Source organism: Paenibacillus sp. KACC 21273, from assembly GCF_028736095.1.
Classification (GTDB): domain Bacteria; phylum Bacillota; class Bacilli; order Paenibacillales; family Paenibacillaceae; genus Saccharibacillus; species Saccharibacillus kyungheensis.
The window spans coordinates 5,067,457-5,091,810 of sequence record NZ_CP117876.1 but is presented as its reverse complement, the minus strand read 5'-3'; the positions used below and the strand labels follow the sequence as shown (position 1 = coordinate 5,091,810).

Here is a 24,354-nt window from a genome sequence, read left to right as displayed (position 1 = left end):
CCCCTTGACTATACTATATCGCTCAAGCAGTTACAATATAATTGGAAGATATGTTTCTTTATACCAGAACGAAGAAAAGTCTATACAAAAAATCTGCCTGAAGAAGAGAACTCCAGACAGAGAAAATGCATGTAACACTTAGGAAATTGATCCTTATTTATATTGTTGTAAAAAAGGATGAAGCTTGTTAACGACATAGTGACTGCCACCACGACCGTTTACTTTTTCGACAACCGCAGCAAGTACAAAGGAAGCATTAGGATCAAAAGTGATCACGAATCCATTCTCCTGGCCACTTTCGCCTTTGGCTAACTTCAATTCTGCGGTACCTGTTTTGGCTGCTACCTGATAAGGAAGATCAGCAAGCGCATGTGCAGTACCACCTGAATTTTCAACGACTTGTAATAATGCACTTTTAACAGTATTAGCGACATCTGCTGTAATGATATTTGTGTTAGCAGGTGTTTTTTTATTCTGTGCTTGATCTTCAAATAAAATAGGGCTGATCAATTTGCCTTCTGTAATAAAAGGAGTAAAAGAAGCTGCCAAATGAATCGGTGACATCAACATTTCCCCTTGTCCATAAGCAGTATCTGCTAGAAGCACTTCTGAATCTAATGTGCTATGATCTTTATTCGCATACTGACTGGGCTTGAGATAAAGAGCATCTAATCCAAAATTACTTCCAAAGCCAAACTTCTGAATACCTTCGATAAATTTGGCTTTACCCATTTCAAGAGCTTCTTGAGCAAAGTAAATATTATCTGAATATATCAAAGCATCATTCATATTCACATGAAGCACATCTTTGACACGAGCTACATAATATCCGCCCCAACTGTTATCTTTACGCCATTGTAGACCTTGAATCGTATGGACTTTGTCCGGTGTCGTTACTTTTTCAGTTAAGCCTGCGGCAGCTGTAATCGCTTTGAATACAGAGCCAGGAGCATACCGATTAGTAAATCGATTCGTAAAGGGAAGATTAGGATCGTTGGAATAAGCATCCCATTCTGCTTGCGATAATCCGGTCACCATTTTGTTCGGATCATAAGCAGGAGTGCTTACCAGAGCGAGCAATTTGCCATTGGTCGGATTCATCATTACCGCCGAACCTGCATCTTGATTACCGGACATAGTAGTATACAGTTCACGTTGTACCGATGAGCTGATCGTTAACGTGATCTTTTCACCATCGACCGCTTTATGTTCAGCAATAATGGATTTACTTTTTCCTGTTTTATCAACTATTTCGATACGTCCACCTTTAGTTCCCCGCAATTGCTTTTCCATCGACTGTTCAAGCCCTGCTTTACCAATCCAATCTTGAGCACTGTAATATCCTTCGGTATCTTTTTCCAAATCTTCTGCTGTCGCTTGACGCACATAACCGATAAGATGAGCTGCTGCTGTACCTAGAGGATAATTACGAACTTCTTTGGTCTGCATTGAGACACCGTTCAGTTCGGTCGGGATGGTCGGATCAGTAGTTGTAGCAATTGGAACAAAATAATCGTCTTTGACCCATGACTGCTTGAGTGCTTTTTGAATCTGTTCTTCAGGCACATTGTAATACTCACTGATTGCTGTCAGAGAAGCTGCTTTGGAAGCATCATCAGCACCTAATTTGCCGGGTACGATTCCCCATTCATAGATCGTGCCTTTGGTTGCTAAAGGATATCCGTCTTTGTCGACTATTTCTCCGCGCTCTGGATGTAGAATCTGTACTTTTACTTTATCGCCTTGCGTCATTTCAGGTAAAATCAGTGCAGGTTGCCACTCAATACGCCATGTTTTGCCATGATCGCTATCTTGCTGTACAAGCTTCATCTGATATTTTTTATCGATATTACCAAGAAAGGTATTCATTTGAGCTGAATAATTCAGTGTGTATTGCTGTTTGTTATCTGCTACAGGGGCAGGTAATCCGGCATTCACTTCGATCGAAGAAACATTCATCCCGTCAAAGATCGCTTGATATTTCTGCACAAATTGTTCTTTGGTCATACCGGATTGTTGAAGCGATTCTGGTGTCATTAAGTTGTACATTTCGTCATAATTTTTGGTTTGCAATGTGTTAATATACTTCTGTACTGTAGTGTCCGGCTGTTCCTGAAAGCGACTTTGCATATATACATACAGACCAAGCCCACTAGCAATAAGAAACGAAAGCAGACCATAAATAATAATATGTTTCGTTTTCAATCGAAAAACCTCACTTTAGTCCATATCAATCAGAATAAATCTGATTATCGGTAGGATTTGTTGAAATCACTTTAGTATAATAAGATAAGGCGATAACTAGCGCTTGTTTACACTATAAAAGGATGTACGTTAGCAAACAATAGAACAAATCTGATGAAATTATCATTGTTTACGTATAGAAGGAGAGAGATCTAATGCCGGACGTTATCAAAATTGTAATCAATACTGCCGGTCAAGAAGGCGATGGTTCATTTGTCTATATCCAAAGAGGGCAAAGTATTCAGATCGGTAGACATGTAGGAACAGGGCAGATTGATCTACCTATTTATAATCAATTGGTGTCCAAGCAACACTGCACAATTCATCTTGTAGGAGACCAGCTATATATCGAAGATTTGGGTAGTAAAAATGGAACAGAATTGAACGGGCAACGCTTGGTTCCGTATCAGCGCTACGCAATGTCTGCGCAAGATCAATTAACGTTAGTGAACGGTTTGGTAGGTTTACAAATAGAACAAGGCAATCAATTAGAAGAAACGCGCGAATATGTACTTAGCGACCTGATCGATCATCGTATTCAACTACATGATTTTTTCCAGCGAATTGAAGTAGACGGAGAAAGTATTACATTATCGAAAAAAGAATACCAGTTATTCCGGTTATTGTACGGATGTCTGGATCATTTTGTTACACGTGAGCAGATTATCGAAGAAGTATGGTCAGAGCGGTATAGTGAAAATGCCGATTTGGTAGGGATCGACGAAGTCAATTCTTTGATCTATCGTACCAACAAAAAATTAAATAAACATTTTACGATCAAGTCAGTCTACAAAAAAGGGGTATATATGAAGAGAAGTGTTACTCCAACGATCCTTTCTTAGAACAGCATCGGTTTACATCATGAAGTCAATCACAAAGGGGACTACATATGACAGTACTTTTTTCGTTTTTGAAAAAATATCGGGTTGCAGCATTTTTGGCGCTGGGTATGATGTTAGTCGAATTGGCGCTTGAATTGTTACAGCCTTTTTTGATCTCCAAAATTATTGATGATGGTGTAACGCAAAAAGATATTTCGACAGTATTGTTGTGGGGCGGTATTCTTACAGGAGGTACAATTATTGCTTTTTTTGCAGGTATATTTGGGTCATTTTATGCCGCTCATGCCAGTCAAGGATTAGGTTATGATCTACGGGAAGCGGTCTATAACAAAGTACAATCGTTCTCGTATGCGTTATTTAATCGCTTTTCTTCTTCCTCTTTGATCACGCGTTTGACCAATGATATTACCCAGTTGCAAGATATGGTGTTTATGGGATTGCGATTTATGCTACGAATGCCGTTGTTGGTTGTCGGTAGCAGTGTAATGGCTTTGCTTGTTAATGTGAAATTAGGATTGTTATTAGTGGTGGGAATTCCGATTCTTTTATTTTTTGTTATTGTGATTATGCGCAGGGCATCAGGATTGTTCCAACAAGTACAGCGTCGTCTGGATACCGTTAACAGTGTGATGCAAGAGAATCTTACAGGTATGCGCTTGATTCGAGTATTTGTTCGCAAAAACCATGAACGTCAGCGGTTTGAAGAGCGCAGTAACAATTTGATGAAAGGCACCGTGTCGGCATTACGTTTAACGGAAACAACGATGCCTTTTATTTTATTGATTACCAATGCCAGTATTATTGCAGTTCTCTGGTACGGGCATTTGGATATTATCGTGGGTCAAGCTTCGGTCGGTGAAGTGGTAGCGATTATCAACTATGCGATGCGTACGATGGGTGCTTTATCTGCATTTTCAATGATTGTAGCTTCTTTCTCTCGTGCCAAAGCATCAGCAGAACGGATTCAAGAAGTGATGTTTACCGTTGAAGATGAACGTCCACAAGGCAATCAAGATCAATACGTTGCAGGTTCTGCTTCATCTGTAAGCGCATTACAAAAGTCTGTTCCTTCTAATATTGGTGTAGCTTTCCGTCAGGTGAGTTTTCATTATCCTGGTACAGAAGCAGAAGTGCTCCAAAATATTGATTTTATAGCTCGTGCTGGTGTAACTACAGCGATTATGGGTTCTACTGGTTCAGGTAAGTCGTCGCTCGTTCAACTGATTTTGCGATTATACGATAGTGATCATGGAGAAATTGATGTATTAGGTAGACGTATTCAAGAGTTAGATGATAATCAATTGCGTGGATTGATTGGGTATGTACCTCAAGAAATTGTGTTATTTACCGGCAGTATTCGTGAAAATATATCATGGGGTTATGAGTATGCCACACTTGAAGAGATTCAAGAAGCGGCTCGTATTGCACAGATTCATGACACTATTATCAAGTTGCCACATGGATATGATACATTGCTTGGTCAGCGGGGAGTCAATTTGTCAGGTGGACAGAAGCAACGGATCTCTATCGCAAGAGCATTGGTACGTCGTCCATCGATTTTACTGTTAGATGATAGCACCAGTGCATTGGATGTACGCACAGAATCGTTATTGCTTGATGCTCTACGTGAGTTATCATGTACGACATTATTGATTACACAAAAGATCAGTTCAACGATTCGAGCAGATCAAGTGCTGTTATTAAGTGATGGCAAGTTGATTGCACAGGGCGATCACGATCATTTGTTAGAGACCTCCGAGCTATATCAACAGATTTATGCATCCCAATTTGGAAAGGAGGAACGAGAGCATGTGGAAAGCACTAACTGATCCTTTACGTTATCCCAAACCTGCTGTCATGACGGAAGCAGTAGCAAACAAATCGACAAAAGTCGAACCTGTAGCTGGTAAAAAGCGTCGTGCAAAAGACTGGAAAGGGACGCTAGGAAGAATCTGGTACTACCTTGCTGAACGCAAACTGAAGTTAATGCTAGTACTCTTTATGGTGTTACTCACGTCAGCGCTCACGTTGCTCGGCCCTTATCTGATCGGGATAGCGATAGATGATTTTCTTGCTAGGGATGCAGGGCAGATGTGGGTCTGGTTCCTTGTTGGCTTAGCTGTCGTATATATTCTCAACTCGGTTACATCATGGCTGCAAAATATATGGATGATTGAGATTGCGCAAGAAACAGTCTACCGGATGCGAGTCGATTTATTTTCCCATTTGCACCAATTGCCTATTCCTTTTTTCGGCAAAAGACAGCAAGGGGAATTGATGAGTCGGGTGACCAATGATATCGAAAATGTCAGTTCTACACTTAATAGTTCGGCCATTCAAATTTTTTCTAGTGTATTGACGTTGATCGGTACATTGGTTGTGATGTTGTGGTTAAGTCCACTGTTAACACTGATTACGTTTCTCGTTGTGCCATTAATGGCGTTCGGCATGCGCTGGATTACAAGGCGTACAGGACCCTTATATCGTGAACGTCAGAAAAATTTGGGTGATCTAAACGGATATATCGAAGAGACGTTGTCTGGTGAAAAAATTATCAAAGCGTTTGCTCAAGAACAACGAGTGATCGGCGAATTTGGAGAGCGTAATGATCGCATCCGTTTATCTGGATTTTGGGCGCAGACGATCTCCGGGTTTATTCCTAAGCTTATGAATGGATTGAATAATTTGAGCTTTGGTCTGATTGCAGGAGTAGGGGGTATATTGGCGATCAAAGGCATGATTACAGTAGGTGTGATCGTTATTTTCGTCGAGTATGCACGTCAATTTACCCGCCCGTTAAATGATCTTGCCAATCAGTGGAATACATTGCTGTCTGCGATAGCCGGAGCAGAGCGTGTATTTGAAATTTTGGATGAATCGGTAGAAGCAGAAGATGAACAACAAGCTGTTCAGGTAGATCATATCGAAGGTGCTGTCGTTTTTGATGATGTATCGTTTGCTTATGATACCAGTGAGGGTGGCGATACATTACAGCATATTTCATTTACAGCACAACCGGGTGAAATGATAGCTCTTGTAGGACCTACCGGAGCAGGCAAAACGACATTAATTCAATTGATTTCTCGCTTTTATGATGCCGATCAAGGCAAGATTACGATTGATGGACGGGATATCCAAAGTATTAAGCGAGAAAGTTTGCGGTCACATACAGCATTTGTATTGCAAGATTCATTTTTATTTGAAGGTACAGTGATGGATAATATCCGCTATGGTCGACTGGATGCGACAGATAAAGAAGTGCAAGATGCCGCAATCTTAGCTAATGCACATTCGTTTATCGAACGATTGCCTGAAGGATATAATCATCGTCTCAATCGAGATGGTGGTGGAATCAGTCAAGGTCAACGACAACTCATCAATATCGCACGTGCGTTGTTAGCAGATCCTTCGATTCTGGTATTGGATGAAGCGACCAGCAGTATTGATACGGTCACCGAGATCAAAATTCAAGAAGGGCTACAGCGCTTAATGGAAGGCAGAACAAGCTTTGTGATTGCGCATCGATTGAATACGATTCGAGCAGCCGATCAGATTCTAGTATTGCGAGATGGTCAGATTTTGGAAAAAGGTTCTCACGATCAATTGCTAGACACCGGCGGATTTTATAGCGACTTATTTTACAGTCAATTGCATTCATCCGATGCCTTGCAAGCTTGATCTTAGGCTCATCATTCCAGCACTTACCGAAGCAGTAAAAAAAGCAATGCGAGCAGAGCAGGAGCACCTTGCATCAACCAGATTCGGCGACTGGCTGTAGCACCGCCGTATAGAGCAGCGATCAGTACACAGATAATAAAGAATAATTGAATCTGATAGCCAAAAATAGCTGTCGGATGAACCAATCCCCAGATTAATCCTGCGGCAAGAAAGCCATTATATAGCCCTTGATTGGCAGCAAGTGATTTGGAAGATTCGGCAAATTCAGGCGTAAGATTGAACGTTTTTAGTGTGCGCGGCTTTGTCCAAAGAAACATTTCCATCACCATAATATAAAGATGTTCAACTGCAACTAATACAACAAAGATGATAGATAGTAGATACATGATTGTTCTCCTTTCTTGTCCAAAGATACTGTTAGTGTAGCAGAATGAATTGCAATGATACATCATTCCACGAAAAAAAGATGCCGTTTGGTTAAGGCATCTTTTTTGCATTACATATGAAGCTAAGTATGAACGATCTATCTGCGAGTACGCTATTAATAATTAGAATAATTCGGCGGTGAGATCGGTTTTTGAATTAAAATTTGGTCGATAATACTACTTTCAACATAATCGTTACGCTCTTTTACCATCGTATGCAAAAGAAAAGCATCTACAAACCACCATATAGCGGTTATAAATGAGCCGAAAAACGTCAGCGTCAAAATCAATTGTGCAATAGCAGAACCCGTTTTGCCCATATAAAAGCGGTGTGCTCCAAATATGCCTAAGAAGAACCATAGAACATAAGCTACTGTCATATCTTTACCATAGGCTCTAACTTCAGATTCAAGCAACATGAGTTCACGCGTATCTAACTGACTTTTACGTTGCCAATTGTTATAACTTAATCCCATTTCTATCACTCCTTTACTATCAAAATAGTCGTACCTCTCCATCAATAATGCCATTTTAACAAGATTATCCCATTTAATCTACTGTATTCTACGTTGTTAGATGAGGGAAATATTCATTATATGACATTGATTTTGAAAAAAAGATGAGAGTAATTATTTCAAATCTCTTTTTCTACCAATTGTAAAAATAGTTGGTAACTCTTCATTATACATGGTAATATAGACAACGAATTTAAAAATAGATAATATTACCTAGTTCATTTTAACTATTCTTAGGGGGGAATAACAATGTCTTTTTGCACAAAATGCGGTACACAGCTTCAACCCAATGAAATACATACTTGTGTTTCTACAGAACAACCGATAGTAAATGCTGCTTCACCAACGTCTACACCATCACCGATATTAACATCAGCAAGAGATCATCTAGCACATGTAGACAAGCATAAGATTTTGAATTTACTCAAAAATCCGATGTCTGCTTTGCAACTAAGAGCAGAAAGCGATCTATTGTACGGAGTTTTAGGATTGGTTGTATCATTGTTAGGTTTTGTTTTGTGGGCATGGTCATTTAAGCATCAATTGATCAAGCTAATGATTTTAGGATTTGGAAGTTTGATAAGTGATGACAAAGAATCATATCACGAAGCTAGTGAATATTTGCCTATCGTAAATCATATGTTATTGCTAGGTCTAATCTCGTTAATCGTACTGGTAGGTATAACATTTTTATTAGGCAACAAAATGGGATTACATAAATTACATTGGAAAGATAGCATGGTACAGCTAGGCGGATTACAACTTATTTCAGGTATTGGATTTATCGTAGCAGCTCTTATGATGTTTATATCTATCAAATTGTCATTTGTACTATTATTTACTACTTCGCTAGCTGCATTGGTTTTAACATTGGTTGCAGGTATCGAAATGTTCCGTATCCAGCGTGATCGTCTAGCTTTATTTATTGGACTTACTGTATTGATTCAAGTGTGTGCTATTCTTGTTGTCTTTAATTCCTTTGGTAGTGAATTAGTAGAAGAAGCACAACGGATTAGCCGTAATTTATTTTAAAATCATATAGAGCTACGCTAACTTAATGAATAGTGATCCAAGAAAGGATATTACCTGTTATGTATTGTGGAAATTGTGGAACAAAGACACAACCAGATTGGGTATTTTGCAAAGAATGTGGACATCGATTACAACCAGAAGCATCTGCAAATGAAATTAGAGCAACAGAACATGTACCTGTAGTTGCCAAGCCAGCACGTCAACCGATTCAATTATCGCGTCGAACCAAATTATGGGGCGGTGTTGGAGCCGGAGTCATTGTGTTGTTGCTGATTGCTTTTCTAGTGTTGCGTGCTACTTATGGTCCTTCATCTGCGGAAGAACTTGCTCAGCAAATGAAAGAAGCTGTTCAAGCCGGAGATGCCAATACGTTAGCCAGTTATTTAGATGATAAAGATTCACCGTTACACCAGTCAGACAAAATATCTTTATTTGCTGAAACGCTCCAAACCGATGATGCTAAAAAAGCATATAACAATGGTATTGCCCAAGCATTAGATCGTGCAGAATATATTCAGAAAGAAAATGCTTCGCTAGCAGATGCAGTGAAAAAACAGATTCGGGAAAGTCTAGGCGGAGGTCAGTGGTTGACACTTGTACCTGTAGAATCATGGCGTGGAACCAAATGGACAGCACATATAGAGCCCGTACAGATTGAAGCGTCTTTACCTTATCTCAATGAAAGTCTAACTACCTCAATGACGATTGGTAATGTAGCGGCGCAAGACAATCGTATTCAGGACTTGTGGCCTTCTGTATATACGTACAAAGGCGTAATTCGTGGAGAGTTCGCTGAAGCGCCTGTTACTGATACAGTAGAAGCTTTTAATACGACTGAAAATAATAAAGCGATCCTGGATTATACCCAGCTTGCTTCATTGGAAGTTCAGCTTCCACCGGTAGAATCGACCATCACATTAAATGATAAACCGATTACAGGTACACCTGGAGATTATCTAGATATTTTACCTGTACCCGCGCAATCCAAATTTGTAGTCACTACGCAAGCACAAGGATCAGAGATTACGGGAGAGACCACACTTCAATCGGGTGAACAAGATCGTTATGATTTGAATACGATTTTGCAAAAGCCGATCGCCGACAAGTCACTGGATCTTATCTATAATGCTTCGACTAGCCTGGCAGAAGCGATCAATACAAGCAACGCCAAAGCAGTCAAAGGTGTTAATCCCAATTCAGATTATTACAATCGTGCTACATGGGAAATGAATAGTTACTTTACGCAACCGAAATATACATTGCAAAAAGTAGTAATCGATCTCGATTCTATTCAAATCAACAAAGAATCGATTGAAATCACAGCTACACAGGTATATACAGCCAAAAATGAAGATGGCACGTCTAATGATAAAAATGTAAGTTGGACTTACCAGATTACCCAACAGCCGAATCAAAAACAATGGTGGATCGATTCTGCATCTACAAGTTGGAGCAATGCAATAAATGCTAAAAATACGATTGAAAAAGCAAGTAGTGCAACGACTACATCAGCAGAAATAGACTCTACAGATCAAGTATCTGCCAATACAGCTTCTACAAGTACAGCATCCACAGATAAAGCATCATTAGAAAGTGCAGAAGTAACAGATACATCAATTCATGATTTTATGACCGACTATCTAAGCACTTCGGTAGATGCGATCAATGCAGGCGATTTTAGTATGGTTTCTTCATTATTGGATGCAGACGGCCCTGTGTACAAAGAATCATCCAGTTATATCGATCATCTTCAAAGTAAAGGAATCACCGAAGAATTGGTCAGTTCAACTGTCCAATCATTCAAAGCCAATACAGATAATACGTATACTGTACACACTACAGAAACATACAATATTATAGCTAAAGATGGTACAACACAGAAGAAGTCGTTCAACTCGGTATATACGCTGAAATTAATCGACAATGAGCTCAAAACGTATCAATTGGTTAGCACGAAAGAAATATAATTATCCAAAAAGAACCTCTCCTAATACAAATGGAGAGGTTCTTTTTTTGCAGAATGTATTAGACAACGACTGCATAATTTTTAACAAATGAAGGGCGAGGGAAAATAGAAGGTTGCTGTGCAGTAATGCCTTCAGACGTATCCCGTTTACGATGAGCATGGCTGTAGGCTTGAGATTCTTGCCATGCTTTGAAATGCTCTTCCGATGCCCAGAGCGTCATAATGACATACGTATCATCATCAAGCGGACGCATCACTCGAATCCCGACAAAGCCAGGTTCGTCTTCCACTTTACGCGCGCGATTGCTAAAGCGCTCTTCAAATGCAGATCGACCATCTGCGGTTACTGGAATATTGTTCAGTACAGCATAACTACCGCCAATATCCCCACTATGATCCAGCACCTCATATCGTGATGCATTTTCAGTGTTAAAATCCAATGGTTCATCGATCTCTAATACATACCGAGTCTCATCTTCATGTTGCAACGTAATCGTCTGTGGCAATTCAGCCGCTTCAGGAAAATGTTCTTCAAATTGGTGCGAGCTAATATAAATATACATCGTGATCCACCTTTCATATTAAACGAAATATGTGTCTGATATTTGCTGAATTCTTGTATCTAAAAGGATAATTATAATTTAACATGTTTGCAGACAGTATCCTAATTGCAATCTGACTAGTATGATCCCCGACTAAAGTCCAAATCACAAAACCGTCCTTAGGCGGTTGGAAAGAGGACGCTTATTTTCTATGATATAAGAAAGAGAATAAGAAAGAGGAGATCAATGATGAGAAAATTGTATCGTTCGAATCGTGATAAATATGTTAGTGGTTTAATCGGTGGAATGTCAGAAAGTTGGAATATCGATGCAAGTCTGTTACGGATTCTATTTGTGATTAGTGTGTTCGCCACGAGTGGTGCTAGTTTACTGGTGTATGTACTTGCTTTATTATTTGTACCCAAAGAATCAACGTATTAATGGATCGTAATTAAAAGTGATCAAAAGTCGCATTTTCTTCTACAAGTAGAAGAGTGCGATTTTTGATTTGTGTAATTATTAGAATATTGATAAGCCTTTTCTAACTTTCTCCATGTTCTCTATTGATAAAGTAGCTATGCCATCTATGCATTAATCTGCCTGATAATTTAATATAGTATCTGCTCATATGCTATACTATGGAATGGAAATCCCGGCAGATTCATGCGCTGTCACCATCAAGAGGAGGAAAGTTATGAAATCAAAATATTTGGCGGGTGGATCTTTAGCGATTATGGCGCTTGGATTTATAGCCACTCTGTTTTTTCCAAAAACAACGCTATTGTTAATTATTCAAGGCGGTTTTGAAGCCGGTCTTGTCGGAGGGATCGCAGACTGGTTTGCGGTGACTGCTCTATTTCGTCATCCACTCGGTATTCCGATTCCGCATACATCACTTTTAACTCGTAATCGGGATAAGATTATCCGTTCTCTGATCTCGGCGATGGAGAATGAACTGTTAAACAAAGAAAGTATCGAAAATAAATTGCGTCAATTCCGTATTTTTCCGTTTGCACTTTCTATGTTGACCCGTCAATTGGGCAAAAAGAAAATACGGCGTGAGTTATTAAATATGATGATTCCACCGATCGAACGGTTGCCTCTTGAACCGGTTGCTGCTTTTATCGGTAAAGGATTAGCAAATTATACGCAAAAAGCAGATTTGCAATCGGCTGCGACAACGGTGTTAACGAATGCGCTTAACGAGCGTTATGATGAGAAAGCATTAGACCATATTTTAAAAGAAGTAAGAACATGGGCAGCCCGTCCACAAAGCCGTGATACGATGGGTAAAATTGCTCATGAACAATTAGCAAATGTGAATATGGGCGGACTAAAAGGATTTGCTTTTCAAGCTTTTGCAGGCATGATGAATGAAGAAAGTCTGGGTAGTATTTTGCAAAATATGATTATTTCCGGTGTAGGTAAATTGCAGGAAAAAGATAGCGAATACCGCGAAGCAATTATCCGTGAACTACGTATCCAGATGTTCCAGGTTGTTGATGAAGAAGATAACTGGATGAAGATCAAAGACTGGACAGCAGAGCTAATACAGGGCGAATTTGCAAATACATTTATGATCGAGCGTCTGGAAGAATTGCGTCGTCTATTAGTATCTATGTTAGAGCAAGAACGAGATGGCGGTGGTCGTCATGTATTTGCGATCTATCGTTCGATTATTCGCGATCTTGGCAAAGACCCGCAAAAAGTTGCTGTATGGGAAGATCGTTTGCTACAAGGCATTATTCGTACAGTAGAGAAAAACCATTATCGTATCGGAATTTTGGTCAAAGAAAACTTAGACCGAATGGACGATGCAGCACTTGTCTATATGTTAGAAGAAAAAGTAGGACAAGATTTACAATGGATTCGTGTCAATGGTGCTGTCTGTGGTTTCTTAGTCGGTATTGTATTATCACTGATTCAATTGATTTGATCTATACCCCAAAAAAGGTATCTTCGCTGTTGTATACAGTAGAAGATACCTTTTTTCTTGATTATTTTTTTAACTGATCCCCAATTTTATTGATCTAAAATCGACAGACCGCGGAAAGCTAATGATTCATAAGGATGTAGTGTTGCTTTTTGCGCAGATTTTAGTAGCTGTGCGACTTCTTCAGAATGTTCTCCATGTGTAGCGATGATCAGTTCGGATTGCTCAATACGTTCTACCAGTTGATCGGGTAGTTGAAGCTCTGTCGATGATTTGGAGAAGTTAAGAATAATCAACCAGTGCTCATCGTTCCACTCACGAGTATATGCGAAAATATACGGATCATCTGAAAGTTCACAAGCGTATTTACCATAGATTAATGCAGAACTTTGTTTACGGATGTCAATCAATTGACGGTAAAAATGAAAGACCGAGTCTGGATCTTCAAGTTGCTGAGCAACATTGATTTCACTTTTGTTCGAATGAGCAGGTATCCACGGTTCAGCAGTCGAGAAGCCAGCATGTTCACTATCGTCCCATTGCATCGGGGTACGTGCATTATCCCGAGCTTTGGTACGAATACGCTCCATAATAACTTCAGGATCTTCGCCTTTATCGTCTACCATTTGTTTGTAATATCCTTGAGCTTGTTGTTCTTTCACATCTTCGATCGTTTTCATATGTTCGGCATTGGTCATACCGATCTCATCACCTTGATAAATATAAGGTGTCCCACGTAAAGTGAGCAAGAACATCGCTAGCATTTTGGCAGAATCTGCGCGGTATTCTCCTTCATGCCCTAGATAAGAGACTAAGCGAGGATGATCATGGTTACTGAGATAGATTCCCATCCAACCTTGTCCGTAAATATCTTCTTCCCATTTGGCGATAATTTCTTTGAGATCATGCAGTGACCATTCTTTGCTTTGCCACATATCCTCATCTGCATCACAGACTTTGGACGCTTCGATCATTAATACCATATTCATTTCTTCACGTTCAGGGTTGGTATATAATTTGACGTCTTCGATCGATACGCTAGAAGCTTCGCCTGCGGTAAACATTTTATAATTCGAAAAGACTTCAGTATATAATTCATGCAAGTACTCATGTATACGTGGTCCATTTTTATAAAATTCTTCGGCATTTCCTTGTAATTTGTTAGATGGTGGGGCGTCTGGAAAGCTTGTATGTTTGGAGATCATATTTACAGCATCAATCCGGTAACCATCGATCCCCAAGTCCAGCCAAAAGCGCATCATGTCTTGCATTTCTTGACGTACTTTAGGATTTTCCCAGTTCAGATCAGGTTGTTTTTCACTATACGAATGTAAATAATATTCATTGGAGTTTTCGTCTAATTTCCACATCGAATCGCCGACATAAGAAAGCCAGTTATTCGGTTCAGACCCATCTTCTTTGGGAGTACGCCAAATGTAGTAATCGCGATAAGGGTTATCTTTGGAAGAAAGAGCTTCTTGAAACCATGGATGTTGATCTGAAGTATGATTGACAACCAGATCCATAATTAACTTCATACCACGATCGTGTACCTCTTGCAGTAATACTTTCCAATCGTCCATCGTGCCGTATTCCGGCTGTATCTCTCGGTGTTCTTGAATATCGTATCCATAATCAGCATTAGGAGAAACATAAACAGGAGTGAGCCATAATATATCTACTCCAAGTTGTTGTAAGTAATCCAGCTTCGACCGAATTCCGGGAATATCGCCAATTCCATCATTATTGCTATCCATAAAGCTACGAGGATAAATTTCGTAAACAACACTTTCTTTCCAGAATTCTGGCTTCATAATCGTCTTCATTTGTCGGTCTCCTGTTCTGTTGTAACATAGGCAGTTACTTACTGAGTATTACCCTTTCAAACATGACAACAATCGCAGGCGGTCTAAAAGAAATAATCACTAATAACTATAGATTACTAGAAAACTAAAATTAGTTTGATTATAATGGTATCAAAAGATGGTATCATTATATGAACAATAAACAACGCAATACACTGACAAATATTTTTGAGGATCCTCTTCGTTCTAATATTGAATGGGCAGATATTGAATCATTGTTAAAAGCTTGCGGTGCCGAAATTACAGAAGGTAATGGTTCACGTGTTCGTTTTTATTTGAATGGAGTTAGAGCTGTTTTTCATCGTCCACATCCTAAAAAAGAAACAGATAAAGGTGCAGTGAAATCCATGCGCAAATTTTTAATAGAGGCAGGTGTAGATAATCATGATGAAATATAAAGGGTATGTAGGCGTTGCACACTATGATAGTGAAGCTGAGATTTTACATGGCGAAGTAATGAATATCAAAGATGTCATTACTTTTCAAGCAACCTCTGTAGAAGAGCTTCGAATGGCTTTTCAAGAATCAGTAGATGATTATTTAGAATTTTGTAAGGAAAGAGGAGAAGAACCGAGTAAACCATACTCAGGTCAGTTAACACTCCGTATCTCACCAGAAAACCATCAACTGGTTACGATTGCTGCACACAAAGCTGGAAAAAGTCTTAATCAATGGATCGCAGAACATATTCAACAAGATGCAGAAAAAGAAGTAGGTACACTAGTTTCAAAATTATGATTTATTCCATGTATAACAAAGAACCTCTCTTCGCACGATTGGCGTAAAAGAGGTTCTTTGTTATACATCTATTATTGCTAATTACCCATCAAGCGTACTTCATGTAAAGTAGGCGTATACCAATTATTTGGATTGTTATGGAGTACAGCATTGACCATATTAATTCGTACATAACGAGCGGTGAATGAGACCGCATCTGTTGTAAATCCATAGGTTGTATTAGTGGTGCGGTCAATCGTAGTGTAATTTACACCATCGGTACTGTACTCTATTTTGTATTTGTAATAAGCTTCAGAACCTTTGTACATAAACCAGGAGATATCGACTTCGCTGATCTTTTTGGCAGACCCTAGATCGACTTGCCACCAAGCAGGCCATGTGGCCGAAGATGCTGCCCAAGACGTCTGAGCATTACCATCATTGGCATTGGTAGTTGCAGAAGAAGAAGCGGTTGAGATCGCTGTAGCAGGCTTGCCTAGAGCATGATTTGTCAGAGCAGGCAAAGTCACTGTACCTGTAGCGGCATCCATATTCCAACTACTATACCAGTTGAGTGTCGCTGTACTGTTGCTATCATTTAATGTCAAAGGCAACCAGATAAACTTATGGTCACTTAAGTTTAGTGGGTTCCAACGGTCGCCCATATAAATATAGCTCGTACCTGCGCTACCTGTAATCGTTGCAATCGAATGAATCTGTGTGGCATACGCAGAAGGATCGCCAAAAGGAGACAGCGCCGACCATGTTCCTGTTATCGAAGAAGACGTTGCATAACTGCCTTGATTCGGATACCAGCCCGAAGCCTGAGAAGTAAATAGATAATATTTGCTTCCTTTTTTCACAACCGCAGGCGCTTCCCGGTAAGCACCTTCGAACACCCAGCCTACAAAAGAAGCCACTCCTGTATAATCATCAGTCAGGCGGAAGATGGCCATCGAGTTGTTGGCGCCACCGTTATTTTGACGGGATGCTGTAATTAGATAAGCTTTGTTATCTGTATCTACAAATACCGTCATATCACGGGATTCATAATCAAGTGGACGAAAGCTTCCTTTATACGTAAAATTGCCATCCGGTGTATCGCTAGTGGCGACAGCTACACGAGCTAGTGAGTAATCACTACCATTTTCATAGTGTGCCCATAGGATATACTTTTTGGTTGTTGCGTTGTAGATGACTTTGGGGCGTTCAATTTTGCTAGTATTGAGTTCGGTTGCGGAATTTTTGGTGAGGATACTATTACCAAACTTCCAATTTTTGAGATCGGTAGAGGTATATACATTTACTTTATCAAAAGTACCATTGGTTGCATGTTCACCGTACCAGTAATATGTAGAACCGACTTTGAGAATATTACCACTGTTCGCTTGAATCGGGTTCCCTGCGGTGTCTGTCCAGTTGCCACCATTGGTAATCGTAGCACTTGCAGCCTGAGTAGACGTTCCGCCAATACCGATTCCACTGATAACCAGTGCCAGACTCAGCCACAACATAACGGTTTTGCGTGAGAATTGCCAAGAGATTTGTAAAATAATAAAAACCTCCTTCGGTCATTCTAAGATAGCCTCGATAGCAAAAGAAGTGAGACTTCAAGTTTATTTTAGATATTTTTGTAAGCGTTTACAATAAAATAATAGCGAAATGTTGACATAAAAATACAGTAGAAGTTGATTCATGAGCATTAATCTGGGAGAAAAGATAGCAGTTTTCCTAAAATATTTGTTTCACATTATAATTTAAAAAAACAAAAAAGAGATAGATTCATTTATATGAACCTATCTCTTTTTGCTTTTACTTTACACCAGGTGCTTATAATACAAATTGGTAGCATCTAATCCACCATTACCAGACTTGGCGTAGTTTGGAATTTGTCCGGCTTGGATATAGCCTAGTGACTGATAAAGAAGATTGGAAGGATCTCCATCTCGGGTATCCAGTACAAGGAGAATACGGTTTTCTTCTGTTGCTTTGTGTTCGATATGTTCCATCAGTTGGCGAGCAATACCATGACGGCGGTAGTTCAGGTGTACCATAAGCTTGGCTACTTCAGCCCGGTGATCTCCATTGGGCTTGGTACATAGATGTAATTGAATCGTACCGGCAATAACATTGTTGATTTTGGCAACATACAATAATGTTCCTGGTTGTAGCACCTGTCCCCAGTAAGCCTTAGCTTCTGCGTGATCCATAGGGGGAAGAAAACCGATAGATGCGCCTGCATCTACAATCTGTACCAGCATATCCGACATTTCATCCAGATACGGTTCGATATGTTGTACTTGTTCGATAACAACTGTCTGTAGCAAGGGAGCACCTCCATATATAAGTCAGTAATACTATAGGTTTTATTGTATCGTCTCACCTTTATTGTAAAAATAGTAAAGTGGAAGCGAAATATTTCTACTTTTCGTATCGAATCGGTTTTCTGTTTTTTAGACGATCAGGTGTCTTGAAACCACAGCGTAGCAAAGTCTACCCATCCTTTAGGATTTACGTGTACTCCGCGCAATGATGGATGATAGATTGTACTGGCTGTGCGTACCACTAGAAATGCACTGGTACAGGATTCCTGTAGTAACTGATTAACAGCAACAGACCATTGCATAATAGCTTCCTGTGCAGAAGAAGCAAGCATATGTTGAGTGAGTTGATCTAATTGATCGACCGTCCGGGCAGGAAGGGAATGTCTGATAAAGTTGCGATCTGATTGGACATGTTCTAGTAGTCCAATTGGATTGTCGCTAACCATTGCTTCGAATAATATAAGATCTGCTTGTTCCATCGTGTCCGGTTGCATCGTCTCCGCCCATGTTACAATATGCACCTGTATAACGATCCCGAATGTCTGATATTGTTGTTGAAGCCAGTACGCATCTGTAGCATGACGGGCAAACGTATACAAATGCAGTGCTTCTCCAGCATACGAAGTTTGTTGTAACTGCGCTACTGTATCTTCTGTCATGATATGATATGGTGCTTGCTCTGCTAACGATTCTGCTTGAATATGTAATCCAGATGCAGGGCACAGATATGTTGATCCTAGTTCGCGTACCATTCGTAGACGGTCGATACCCTGTACTAACACTTTACGGAATCGGGGATCTTGCAAAATAGTATCTTTTCGCAGATTAAAGGTTAGTGTCGATACCCCTGTAACTGTTTGTGTTAAAGGCATTTCCAGATCGGCAGGAATAGGAAATTCTCCTGTCACTACAGTCAATACACCAGGGCTAGTCCCAAAGCAAGCTTCTGCTTCGTTCTCAGGTACAATAATAATCTCGATCTGATCAATATGACCTCTATATCCAAAATAAGATGGAAATAATGTCAGCGTACATTTTCCAGTATGATGAGATACTACCTGATAAGGCCCTGAACCGATCGGCAGTGCATGTTGTGGATGGGTTGAAAGCTCGGATGCAGGAGAGATCGAAGCAGCACTATGACTAAGATAGAAAAGAAAAAGTGTATTCGGTCGGCGTAGTATTATCTGTATTTGATAAGGATGTATCACTTGAATATAGTCGATATCTTGAACCAACCAGTGATGAACAACAGATGGATCTTGTAATCGGGTAAGGCTAGCATATACATCTTGTGCAGTTAACTCTTGTCCATGGTGAAAAGTCATTCCTTTATGAAGATAAAATGTCCAACAGGTAGCATCTTCGTTAACTTCCCAGTGATGAGCGATGTCTTTGGTAAATGTCTGTTGCAAGTGATTGTATTGCACTAATCGGCTATAGATTTGATGCACTAGATGCGTATCGAAAGCATACAGAGCGTTAGCTGGCTCTAGCGATACAATCGGTCGATAAATCGGCAACCGCAATGTCTCGATCACCCGATCTTGTCCAACCTGTTGGGTACTATATCCGAAGTAAGTCATAAGCCATTCTAGAAATAACGGGCGTACAATAGCGAGTGTCTCATGGGCTTGAAGCCAAGCAAAAGCACTTTGCACATCTCCTTGAAGAACTCGCTCTTTAGCTTCATCTAATAATGCAGTCGTCACCGGATGCAAAAAAGTTAGCTCAGACGTATTTCCACGACCTCGACCCGAGCGAAATTCGATCCAACACGCTTGTTCCATTTTGGTAATAATTAATTTGGCATTACGAGGTGTGCAAAATAAAGCTTGTGCTAATTGATCCATCGTAATATGAAAAGATTGTTGATCTGTATACTGTTGAAAAGCGAATCTGAGCTGTACATAATCTTCGGCTATTCGCAAAATCGCTCTCTCCTTTACACTATCCAAAGCACACCATGAATAAGTTCTACTGTAAAACATAGTAGCAGAAAAGCAAAAGTAAAGAAAAGTGATCGCTGATAAACAAAATAGATATAATAGATAGTGTATATTGACTGGAAATGGAGATACATACATGTGGATTGCATTGCTAGTGACAGGAATAGTTTATCTAGGCTACTGGTTCGTTCAGCGTATGAAGAGCAAGCGATTGAATACACCGGTAAAAGTGATTATCGGATTGGATACACCGCCACCTGCTACCTTTTTTGTCAAAGAAGCCAAGCAACAGGAAGGGATCGACTTTTATCATAAAGCCACATGGTTACGTGTGAAAAGTAACGATTCGATCGCGGTTCAAGTGGAAATCGACCGTATTCTAGCACAGATGGATCGCTTTGCTCCATCTCGGCAATCTGTCAGTGAAAAATGGGTGTTTACGACAGTCGAAGAATGGATACTGGTAAGCAGTTATGATCTGCCTTCTCCTGAAGATTATCAGGGGTCGCAACAATTGGAACAACTATTAAAATTATTAAGTAGTAGATTTGGAGAAGTTCATTATTTTGCTCATTACCAGACCGTTCATTATTACGCATGGGCCAAAGCAATCAATGGGCATTTAATTCGTGCATACGCATACATAAGTACAAAAGAAGATCCTCTCTGGGAAGAAGGTAGATTAACTCCTGAAGAAATACAGTTAGATTTGGATTTTCGAGATACAGGACGAATGGTGGAGTGGGAAGATAATATAGAGGAAGAACAATACCATACACCTGATGAACATTCGGTGAAATTGATCGCTGCTGCATGGCGAGCTACAAGTGAACAGTCTACTTTTGAGCCGAAAGGTTGATAGTTATAGATCAAAAAGCACAACTGCGCTACATATGGCAGTTGTGCTTTTTGAATAAGACATTACTTTTTATATCCGTACACAAAGTGAATAGCACCGGAGTAATCTACATATACATCATGTACATTCGACTTTTGCAGAAAATACGTATTAAAATAATAAAGAGGGATAGCAACCATCTGATCGGTAAGCATTTTTTCAGCGGCACGATATTCTTTCATACGAGCTTTGGCATCAGTTAAGCTGTATGCTTTTGTAATATGAGCGTCATAGGTAGCATTTTTCCAACCTGATGTATTTTCATTGTTCCAGGAAGTGAATAATTCTAGAAATGCAGCAGGATCGTTATAATCGGCTGACCATCCACTGCGTGCAATCTGATAGTTTTTCTTTTGCTTATCTTGTAATAATGTATAGAAATTTTCAACTTTTACTTTGATCGTTACACCCAGATTTCTTTTCCACATATCTGTAATCTGATTAGCGACATATTGATTGCCTTCACCATTAGTAATTAACGTGATCGATGGCAGAGAAGTAATATGTTCTTCTTTCATTCCTTTTTTCAATAATTGACGGGCAATTTTAGCGCTAGTCTCAAAGTTCGTTACTGGATATTCTTTACGAAATGTAGAAGTAGCTCCTTTGATTACAGGTGGTACAAATCCATAAGCAGATTTGGGACTGATTAACGAAGACCGTTTGATCGACATCGCAAACGCTTTACGGATATTGATATTGTTAAACGGCTTTTTATTCACATTAAAAGTATAATAGTAGAGCGATGCTGTGTTTGGATAAACCGTTTCTTTTCTCATGGTGTTAGTCATTTTATAGGTTGGAATATTGCTTTCTGTGATGCCTGACCAATCAATGGCTCCTGATCGGTACATATTATTTTCTTTATCAGGATCATTGATAAAACGGATAAATACTTGATCAAAATGAACTTTTTCCGCTTGAGCATATTGAGGATTACGAGCTAATGTGATGGAGCGTCCTTTGGTCCAATTGTTAACGACAAAAGGGCCGTTACTTACAATAGGTGATGCTTGGCTTCCCCAATGAGTAGAGGCTGTCATACTTGTAGCATGTACAGGGAAAAAGGCAGGAGACGATAATGTTTCGAGAAAGTAAGGCAACGGTTGTTGCAGAACGATTTGCAACGTATGATCGTCTAACGCTTGAAATCCTAATTGGCTAGCATCGGTAAGTGTACCTTTATAATAGTCTTGAGCATGAGCAATCGGAAATAACATAGAAGCTAATGGAGAACGGGTTGCGGGTGACAGTACTCGTTGCCATGCGTCGACAAATTCAGAAGCAACAAGTGGCTCACCGTTACTCCAGCGAGCATTGGCACGTAATGTAAATGTGTATGTTTTACCATCCGGTGAAATGGTCCACGATTCCGCAACCCCTGGTTCTATCGCTCCATTCGATTGGGTACGTACAAGCCCTTCAAAAATAGCTTCCACAATCGTACTGGTTGTGCTATCGCTGGACAATGCAGGATCAAGAGTAACCGGTTCCAAATACAGATTAAAACGAAACGTTTTGGCTGTAGTAGTAGCCGCTTGAGTGATGCTGGATGTACTTGTACCAAATAACAATACACAGGTAAATAAAATCAAAAAACGGGTTATGTAGGTACTTCTCATAAATAAATATATCCTCCTTAACAATAAGTACGTTCCTTCTAGTTATAGCATACTATTGTGTCAGATAGCGTATCAATTCTATAATGTTCAACGATACGTTTACACATGTTTATCTATAAATATTCAAAAAAATTGTAATTCATGAACTATTGAAGTCGGGTAATATAATAATGTAAAGAAGTAAGAGTAAGGAGAGGCTAATAGTTATGAATAAGGTAGAAGTCATACAATCTGCACAGAGTGAATGGACATGGTATCGAATGAAAGATGTGAAGCGTCTTATGGAGCATCCAGATTTTGATGAACATTTGCAGAAATGGGCGCAGGAAAGCCTGATGTGTACGCACAATCGAATAGCTTCTATTTATTATAAAGAAAAAGACCAAAATTATATTAGTGGAACATTGGCGATTAATATGAATCCAGATCACTGGGAAGATATCAATATATTGCATTACTATATTGATGCGAATCGAATGATCACTATCGGCGATAATACATGGTTGTTACATGATATGAGTAATGAAGAGTGGGATCAATATATTTTGGGCTGTGATTATCCAGTCGATGGATTTATGTTTGTCGTGAATGCGATTATTCGTGCATTTTTCGGGCGAATGGATGAGATTGAGATGCAATTGAAAGAGATTGAATTTAAAATGAAAGAAAATAATGGCGGGAAATTATTGCGGGAAATTGTAGATTTGCGTAATCAGATGACACGCTGGAACGTGCAGACAGTAGCGCTGAAAGAAATCCGTTTTGCAATCGAAGAAGTATTCCCTGATCTGGTCAAAGACGCACAGACATTCCATACGTTAAAAGTAAGATTGTCCCGTATTCAAATGCTTCAAACAGCCTATGAACATGAAATAGATACATTACTCAAAATCGATGATAACGTAGCAAATTACCGTTCTAATAATATTATGAAAACATTAACAGTCTTTACGGTATTACTAACACCGATGACCGCATTAGGTGCGATCTGGGGAATGAACTTTAAAAATATGCCGGAATTAGAATGGAAATGGGGTTATTTAGCTTCATTGATTTTGATCTTCGGACTTACTGGCTTAACGTACTGGTGGCTCAAACGTAAAGGGCTGACCGGAGATATTTTGGATATGAATTTAGAACATCAATCCAAAAGTAAGCGTAAAAAGAATATTCCTCACAGCAAATAGATCACAAGATAACATCTCTTATATAGAAGGGAAGGTTGCTTATGTATCCAAAAATATTGTTGGCGGTAGATGGCTCCGAACACTCATTACGAGCAACAACAGAAGCGATCAAGTTGGTATCATTACAACAGTCAGGTGAGATTGAAGTGGTATTTGTAGCGGATTTCGGCAAAAGTCGTGATGAAGTACTGCGCTATGGAGATATTGATGAATTAGAACTATCCAGACGACAAAAATTATTTCCAATCGAAGAACTTCTGCAACAGCAACAAGCCGCATATGCGATAAAAATATTACATGGAGAACCCGGACAAAGCCTAATCAGGCACGCTAACGATCATTCTTTCGATCTAGTCGTAATGGGAAGTAGAGGGCTGGGCTCTTTGAAAGAAATGGTACTCGGGAGCGTCAGCCACAAAGTAGCCCGCGGTGTCAAATGTCCTGTCCTGATCGTGAAATAAAATACAAAAACACGTATACATGCGGAGTCTATCCAAAATACTCCCATTTTGTATACGTGTTTTTGTGTTGTTTCTCAAGTTATAAGCGTACTTCGCATCTCATCATCCTACATATATCTCTGAATTGTCATTTCTATCGTATGACACTACCTAT

General features: G+C 39.6%; 21 protein-coding genes. 12 read left to right on the top strand and 9 right to left on the bottom strand.

Annotation, left to right across the window (positions count from 1 at the left end; translation table 11 throughout):
• Positions 1-153: 153 nt before the first annotated feature.
• Positions 154-2,205, bottom strand: coding sequence for a penicillin-binding protein PBP4(5) (gene pbp4 / locus PQ460_RS22340; RefSeq protein WP_274171226.1), 2,052 nt, complete (start codon positions 2,203-2,205; stop codon positions 154-156).
• Positions 2,206-2,399: 194 nt separating this feature from the next.
• Here pbp4 and PQ460_RS22335 point away from each other — a divergent pair, with 194 nt between their 5' ends.
• From PQ460_RS22335 to PQ460_RS22325, 3 genes are read left to right on the top strand one after another with little or no spacing between them, the layout of a single operon-like run.
• Positions 2,400-3,086: an FHA domain-containing protein gene (locus PQ460_RS22335; protein ID WP_273614473.1), complete on the top strand. Its 687-nt coding sequence runs from the start codon at positions 2,400-2,402 to the stop codon at positions 3,084-3,086.
• 47 nt (positions 3,087-3,133) lie between these two features.
• Positions 3,134-4,915, top strand: coding sequence for an ABC transporter ATP-binding protein (locus tag PQ460_RS22330; protein ID WP_274171225.1), 1,782 nt, complete (start codon positions 3,134-3,136; stop codon positions 4,913-4,915).
• A 28-nt stretch (positions 4,916-4,943) separates the two neighbouring features.
• Positions 4,944-6,764 (top strand): ABC transporter ATP-binding protein, encoded by a 1,821-nt coding sequence (locus PQ460_RS22325; protein WP_443147224.1) that lies wholly within the window; start codon positions 4,944-4,946, stop codon positions 6,762-6,764.
• Between the two features lie 23 nt (positions 6,765-6,787).
• On the opposite strand, the gene PQ460_RS22320 is transcribed toward PQ460_RS22325, so the two are convergent.
• Positions 6,788-7,150: a DUF1304 domain-containing protein gene (locus PQ460_RS22320; RefSeq protein ID WP_274171223.1), complete on the bottom strand. Its 363-nt coding sequence runs from the start codon at positions 7,148-7,150 to the stop codon at positions 6,788-6,790.
• Positions 7,151-7,305: 155 nt separating this feature from the next.
• Positions 7,306-7,665, bottom strand: a complete 360-nt coding sequence (locus PQ460_RS22315) for a TM2 domain-containing protein (protein ID WP_274171222.1) — start codon at positions 7,663-7,665, stop codon at positions 7,306-7,308.
• Between the two features lie 288 nt (positions 7,666-7,953).
• Between PQ460_RS22315 and PQ460_RS22310 the strand changes: the two genes are divergently transcribed.
• Positions 7,954-8,736, top strand: coding sequence for a hypothetical protein (locus PQ460_RS22310; RefSeq protein ID WP_274171221.1), 783 nt, complete (start codon positions 7,954-7,956; stop codon positions 8,734-8,736).
• A 59-nt stretch (positions 8,737-8,795) separates the two neighbouring features.
• Positions 8,796-10,703, top strand: a complete 1,908-nt coding sequence (locus tag PQ460_RS22305; RefSeq protein ID WP_274171220.1) for a TcaA NTF2-like domain-containing protein — start codon at positions 8,796-8,798, stop codon at positions 10,701-10,703.
• Between the two features lie 58 nt (positions 10,704-10,761).
• On the opposite strand, the gene PQ460_RS22300 is transcribed toward PQ460_RS22305, so the two are convergent.
• Positions 10,762-11,265, bottom strand: a complete 504-nt coding sequence (locus PQ460_RS22300) for an antibiotic biosynthesis monooxygenase family protein (protein WP_274171219.1) — start codon at positions 11,263-11,265, stop codon at positions 10,762-10,764.
• Between the two features lie 228 nt (positions 11,266-11,493).
• On the opposite strand from PQ460_RS22300, the gene PQ460_RS22295 reads away from it, so the two are divergent.
• Positions 11,494-11,685 carry a PspC domain-containing protein gene (locus tag PQ460_RS22295; protein WP_273614491.1) on the top strand — a complete coding sequence of 64 codons (192 nt, stop codon included), beginning with the start codon at positions 11,494-11,496 and terminating at the stop codon, positions 11,683-11,685.
• 253 nt (positions 11,686-11,938) lie between these two features.
• Positions 11,939-13,180 (top strand): DUF445 domain-containing protein, encoded by a 1,242-nt coding sequence (locus PQ460_RS22290; RefSeq protein WP_274171218.1) that lies wholly within the window; start codon positions 11,939-11,941, stop codon positions 13,178-13,180.
• A gap of 86 nt (positions 13,181-13,266) precedes the next feature.
• Here PQ460_RS22290 and PQ460_RS22285 read toward each other — a convergent pair whose 3' ends face one another.
• Positions 13,267-15,003: a glycoside hydrolase family 13 protein gene (locus tag PQ460_RS22285; RefSeq protein WP_274171217.1), complete on the bottom strand. Its 1,737-nt coding sequence runs from the start codon at positions 15,001-15,003 to the stop codon at positions 13,267-13,269.
• 170 nt (positions 15,004-15,173) lie between these two features.
• Between PQ460_RS22285 and PQ460_RS22280 the strand changes: the two genes are divergently transcribed.
• Both PQ460_RS22280 and PQ460_RS22275 read left to right on the top strand, forming a co-directional pair.
• On the top strand, positions 15,174-15,440 hold the full coding sequence (locus PQ460_RS22280) for a type II toxin-antitoxin system HicA family toxin (protein WP_274171216.1): 267 nt from the start codon (positions 15,174-15,176) through the stop codon (positions 15,438-15,440).
• A complete protein-coding gene (locus PQ460_RS22275; RefSeq protein ID WP_274171215.1) occupies positions 15,427-15,780 on the top strand; it encodes a type II toxin-antitoxin system HicB family antitoxin in 354 nt (117 codons plus the stop codon). The genes PQ460_RS22280 and PQ460_RS22275 overlap by 14 nt, the downstream gene beginning before the upstream one ends.
• A 77-nt stretch (positions 15,781-15,857) precedes the next feature.
• On the opposite strand, the gene PQ460_RS22270 is transcribed toward PQ460_RS22275, so the two are convergent.
• The 3 genes from PQ460_RS22270 to PQ460_RS22260 form a co-directional block, all read right to left on the bottom strand.
• A complete protein-coding gene (locus tag PQ460_RS22270) occupies positions 15,858-17,273 on the bottom strand; it encodes a family 43 glycosylhydrolase (RefSeq protein ID WP_274171214.1) in 1,416 nt (471 codons plus the stop codon).
• A 303-nt stretch (positions 17,274-17,576) separates the two neighbouring features.
• A complete protein-coding gene (locus PQ460_RS22265) occupies positions 17,577-18,029 on the bottom strand; it encodes a GNAT family N-acetyltransferase (RefSeq protein WP_274172996.1) in 453 nt (150 codons plus the stop codon).
• A 191-nt stretch (positions 18,030-18,220) separates the two neighbouring features.
• The gene (locus PQ460_RS22260; protein ID WP_274171213.1) at positions 18,221-20,014 is read right to left on the bottom strand and encodes an ABC transporter substrate-binding protein; all 1,794 of its coding nucleotides are present in this window, start codon (positions 20,012-20,014) and stop codon (positions 18,221-18,223) included.
• A gap of 154 nt (positions 20,015-20,168) precedes the next feature.
• Here PQ460_RS22260 and PQ460_RS22255 point away from each other — a divergent pair, with 154 nt between their 5' ends.
• Complete coding sequence (locus PQ460_RS22255) at positions 20,169-20,891, top strand: hypothetical protein (protein WP_274171212.1); 723 nt, start codon at positions 20,169-20,171, stop codon at positions 20,889-20,891.
• 62 nt (positions 20,892-20,953) lie between these two features.
• On the opposite strand, the gene PQ460_RS22250 is transcribed toward PQ460_RS22255, so the two are convergent.
• Positions 20,954-22,552 carry a peptide ABC transporter substrate-binding protein gene (locus PQ460_RS22250; RefSeq protein ID WP_274171211.1) on the bottom strand — a complete coding sequence of 533 codons (1,599 nt, stop codon included), beginning with the start codon at positions 22,550-22,552 and terminating at the stop codon, positions 20,954-20,956.
• Between the two features lie 206 nt (positions 22,553-22,758).
• On the opposite strand from PQ460_RS22250, the gene PQ460_RS22245 reads away from it, so the two are divergent.
• Complete coding sequence (locus tag PQ460_RS22245) at positions 22,759-23,739, top strand: magnesium transporter CorA family protein (protein WP_274171210.1); 981 nt, start codon at positions 22,759-22,761, stop codon at positions 23,737-23,739.
• Positions 23,740-23,780: 41 nt separating this feature from the next.
• Positions 23,781-24,200 (top strand): universal stress protein, encoded by a 420-nt coding sequence (locus PQ460_RS22240; protein WP_273614532.1) that lies wholly within the window; start codon positions 23,781-23,783, stop codon positions 24,198-24,200.
• Positions 24,201-24,354: the final 154 nt, after the last annotated feature.

Coding starts and splice junctions, on each gene's coding strand:
- PQ460_RS22330 (WP_274171225.1), top strand. CDS start 3,134: ATGACAGTACTTTTTTCGTTTTTGAAAAAATATCGGGTTGCAGCATTT.
- PQ460_RS22310 (WP_274171221.1), top strand. CDS start 7,954: ATGTCTTTTTGCACAAAATGCGGTACACAGCTTCAACCCAATGAAATA.
- PQ460_RS22305 (WP_274171220.1), top strand. CDS start 8,796: ATGTATTGTGGAAATTGTGGAACAAAGACACAACCAGATTGGGTATTT.
- PQ460_RS22325 (WP_443147224.1), top strand. CDS start 4,944: ATGACGGAAGCAGTAGCAAACAAATCGACAAAAGTCGAACCTGTAGCT.
- PQ460_RS22245 (WP_274171210.1), top strand. CDS start 22,759: ATGAATAAGGTAGAAGTCATACAATCTGCACAGAGTGAATGGACATGG.
- PQ460_RS22275 (WP_274171215.1), top strand. CDS start 15,427: ATGATGAAATATAAAGGGTATGTAGGCGTTGCACACTATGATAGTGAA.
- PQ460_RS22320 (WP_274171223.1), bottom strand. CDS start 7,150: ATGTATCTACTATCTATCATCTTTGTTGTATTAGTTGCAGTTGAACAT.
- PQ460_RS22250 (WP_274171211.1), bottom strand. CDS start 22,552: ATGAGAAGTACCTACATAACCCGTTTTTTGATTTTATTTACCTGTGTA.
- PQ460_RS22285 (WP_274171217.1), bottom strand. CDS start 15,003: ATGAAGACGATTATGAAGCCAGAATTCTGGAAAGAAAGTGTTGTTTAC.
- PQ460_RS22255 (WP_274171212.1), top strand. CDS start 20,169: ATGTGGATTGCATTGCTAGTGACAGGAATAGTTTATCTAGGCTACTGG.
- PQ460_RS22300 (WP_274171219.1), bottom strand. CDS start 11,265: ATGTATATTTATATTAGCTCGCACCAATTTGAAGAACATTTTCCTGAA.
- PQ460_RS22265 (WP_274172996.1), bottom strand. CDS start 18,029: ATGTCGGATATGCTGGTACAGATTGTAGATGCAGGCGCATCTATCGGT.
- PQ460_RS22280 (WP_274171216.1), top strand. CDS start 15,174: ATGAACAATAAACAACGCAATACACTGACAAATATTTTTGAGGATCCT.
- PQ460_RS22290 (WP_274171218.1), top strand. CDS start 11,939: ATGAAATCAAAATATTTGGCGGGTGGATCTTTAGCGATTATGGCGCTT.
- PQ460_RS22240 (WP_273614532.1), top strand. CDS start 23,781: ATGTATCCAAAAATATTGTTGGCGGTAGATGGCTCCGAACACTCATTA.
- PQ460_RS22335 (WP_273614473.1), top strand. CDS start 2,400: ATGCCGGACGTTATCAAAATTGTAATCAATACTGCCGGTCAAGAAGGC.
- PQ460_RS22270 (WP_274171214.1), bottom strand. CDS start 17,273: ATGTTGTGGCTGAGTCTGGCACTGGTTATCAGTGGAATCGGTATTGGC.
- PQ460_RS22295 (WP_273614491.1), top strand. CDS start 11,494: ATGAGAAAATTGTATCGTTCGAATCGTGATAAATATGTTAGTGGTTTA.
- PQ460_RS22315 (WP_274171222.1), bottom strand. CDS start 7,665: ATGGGATTAAGTTATAACAATTGGCAACGTAAAAGTCAGTTAGATACG.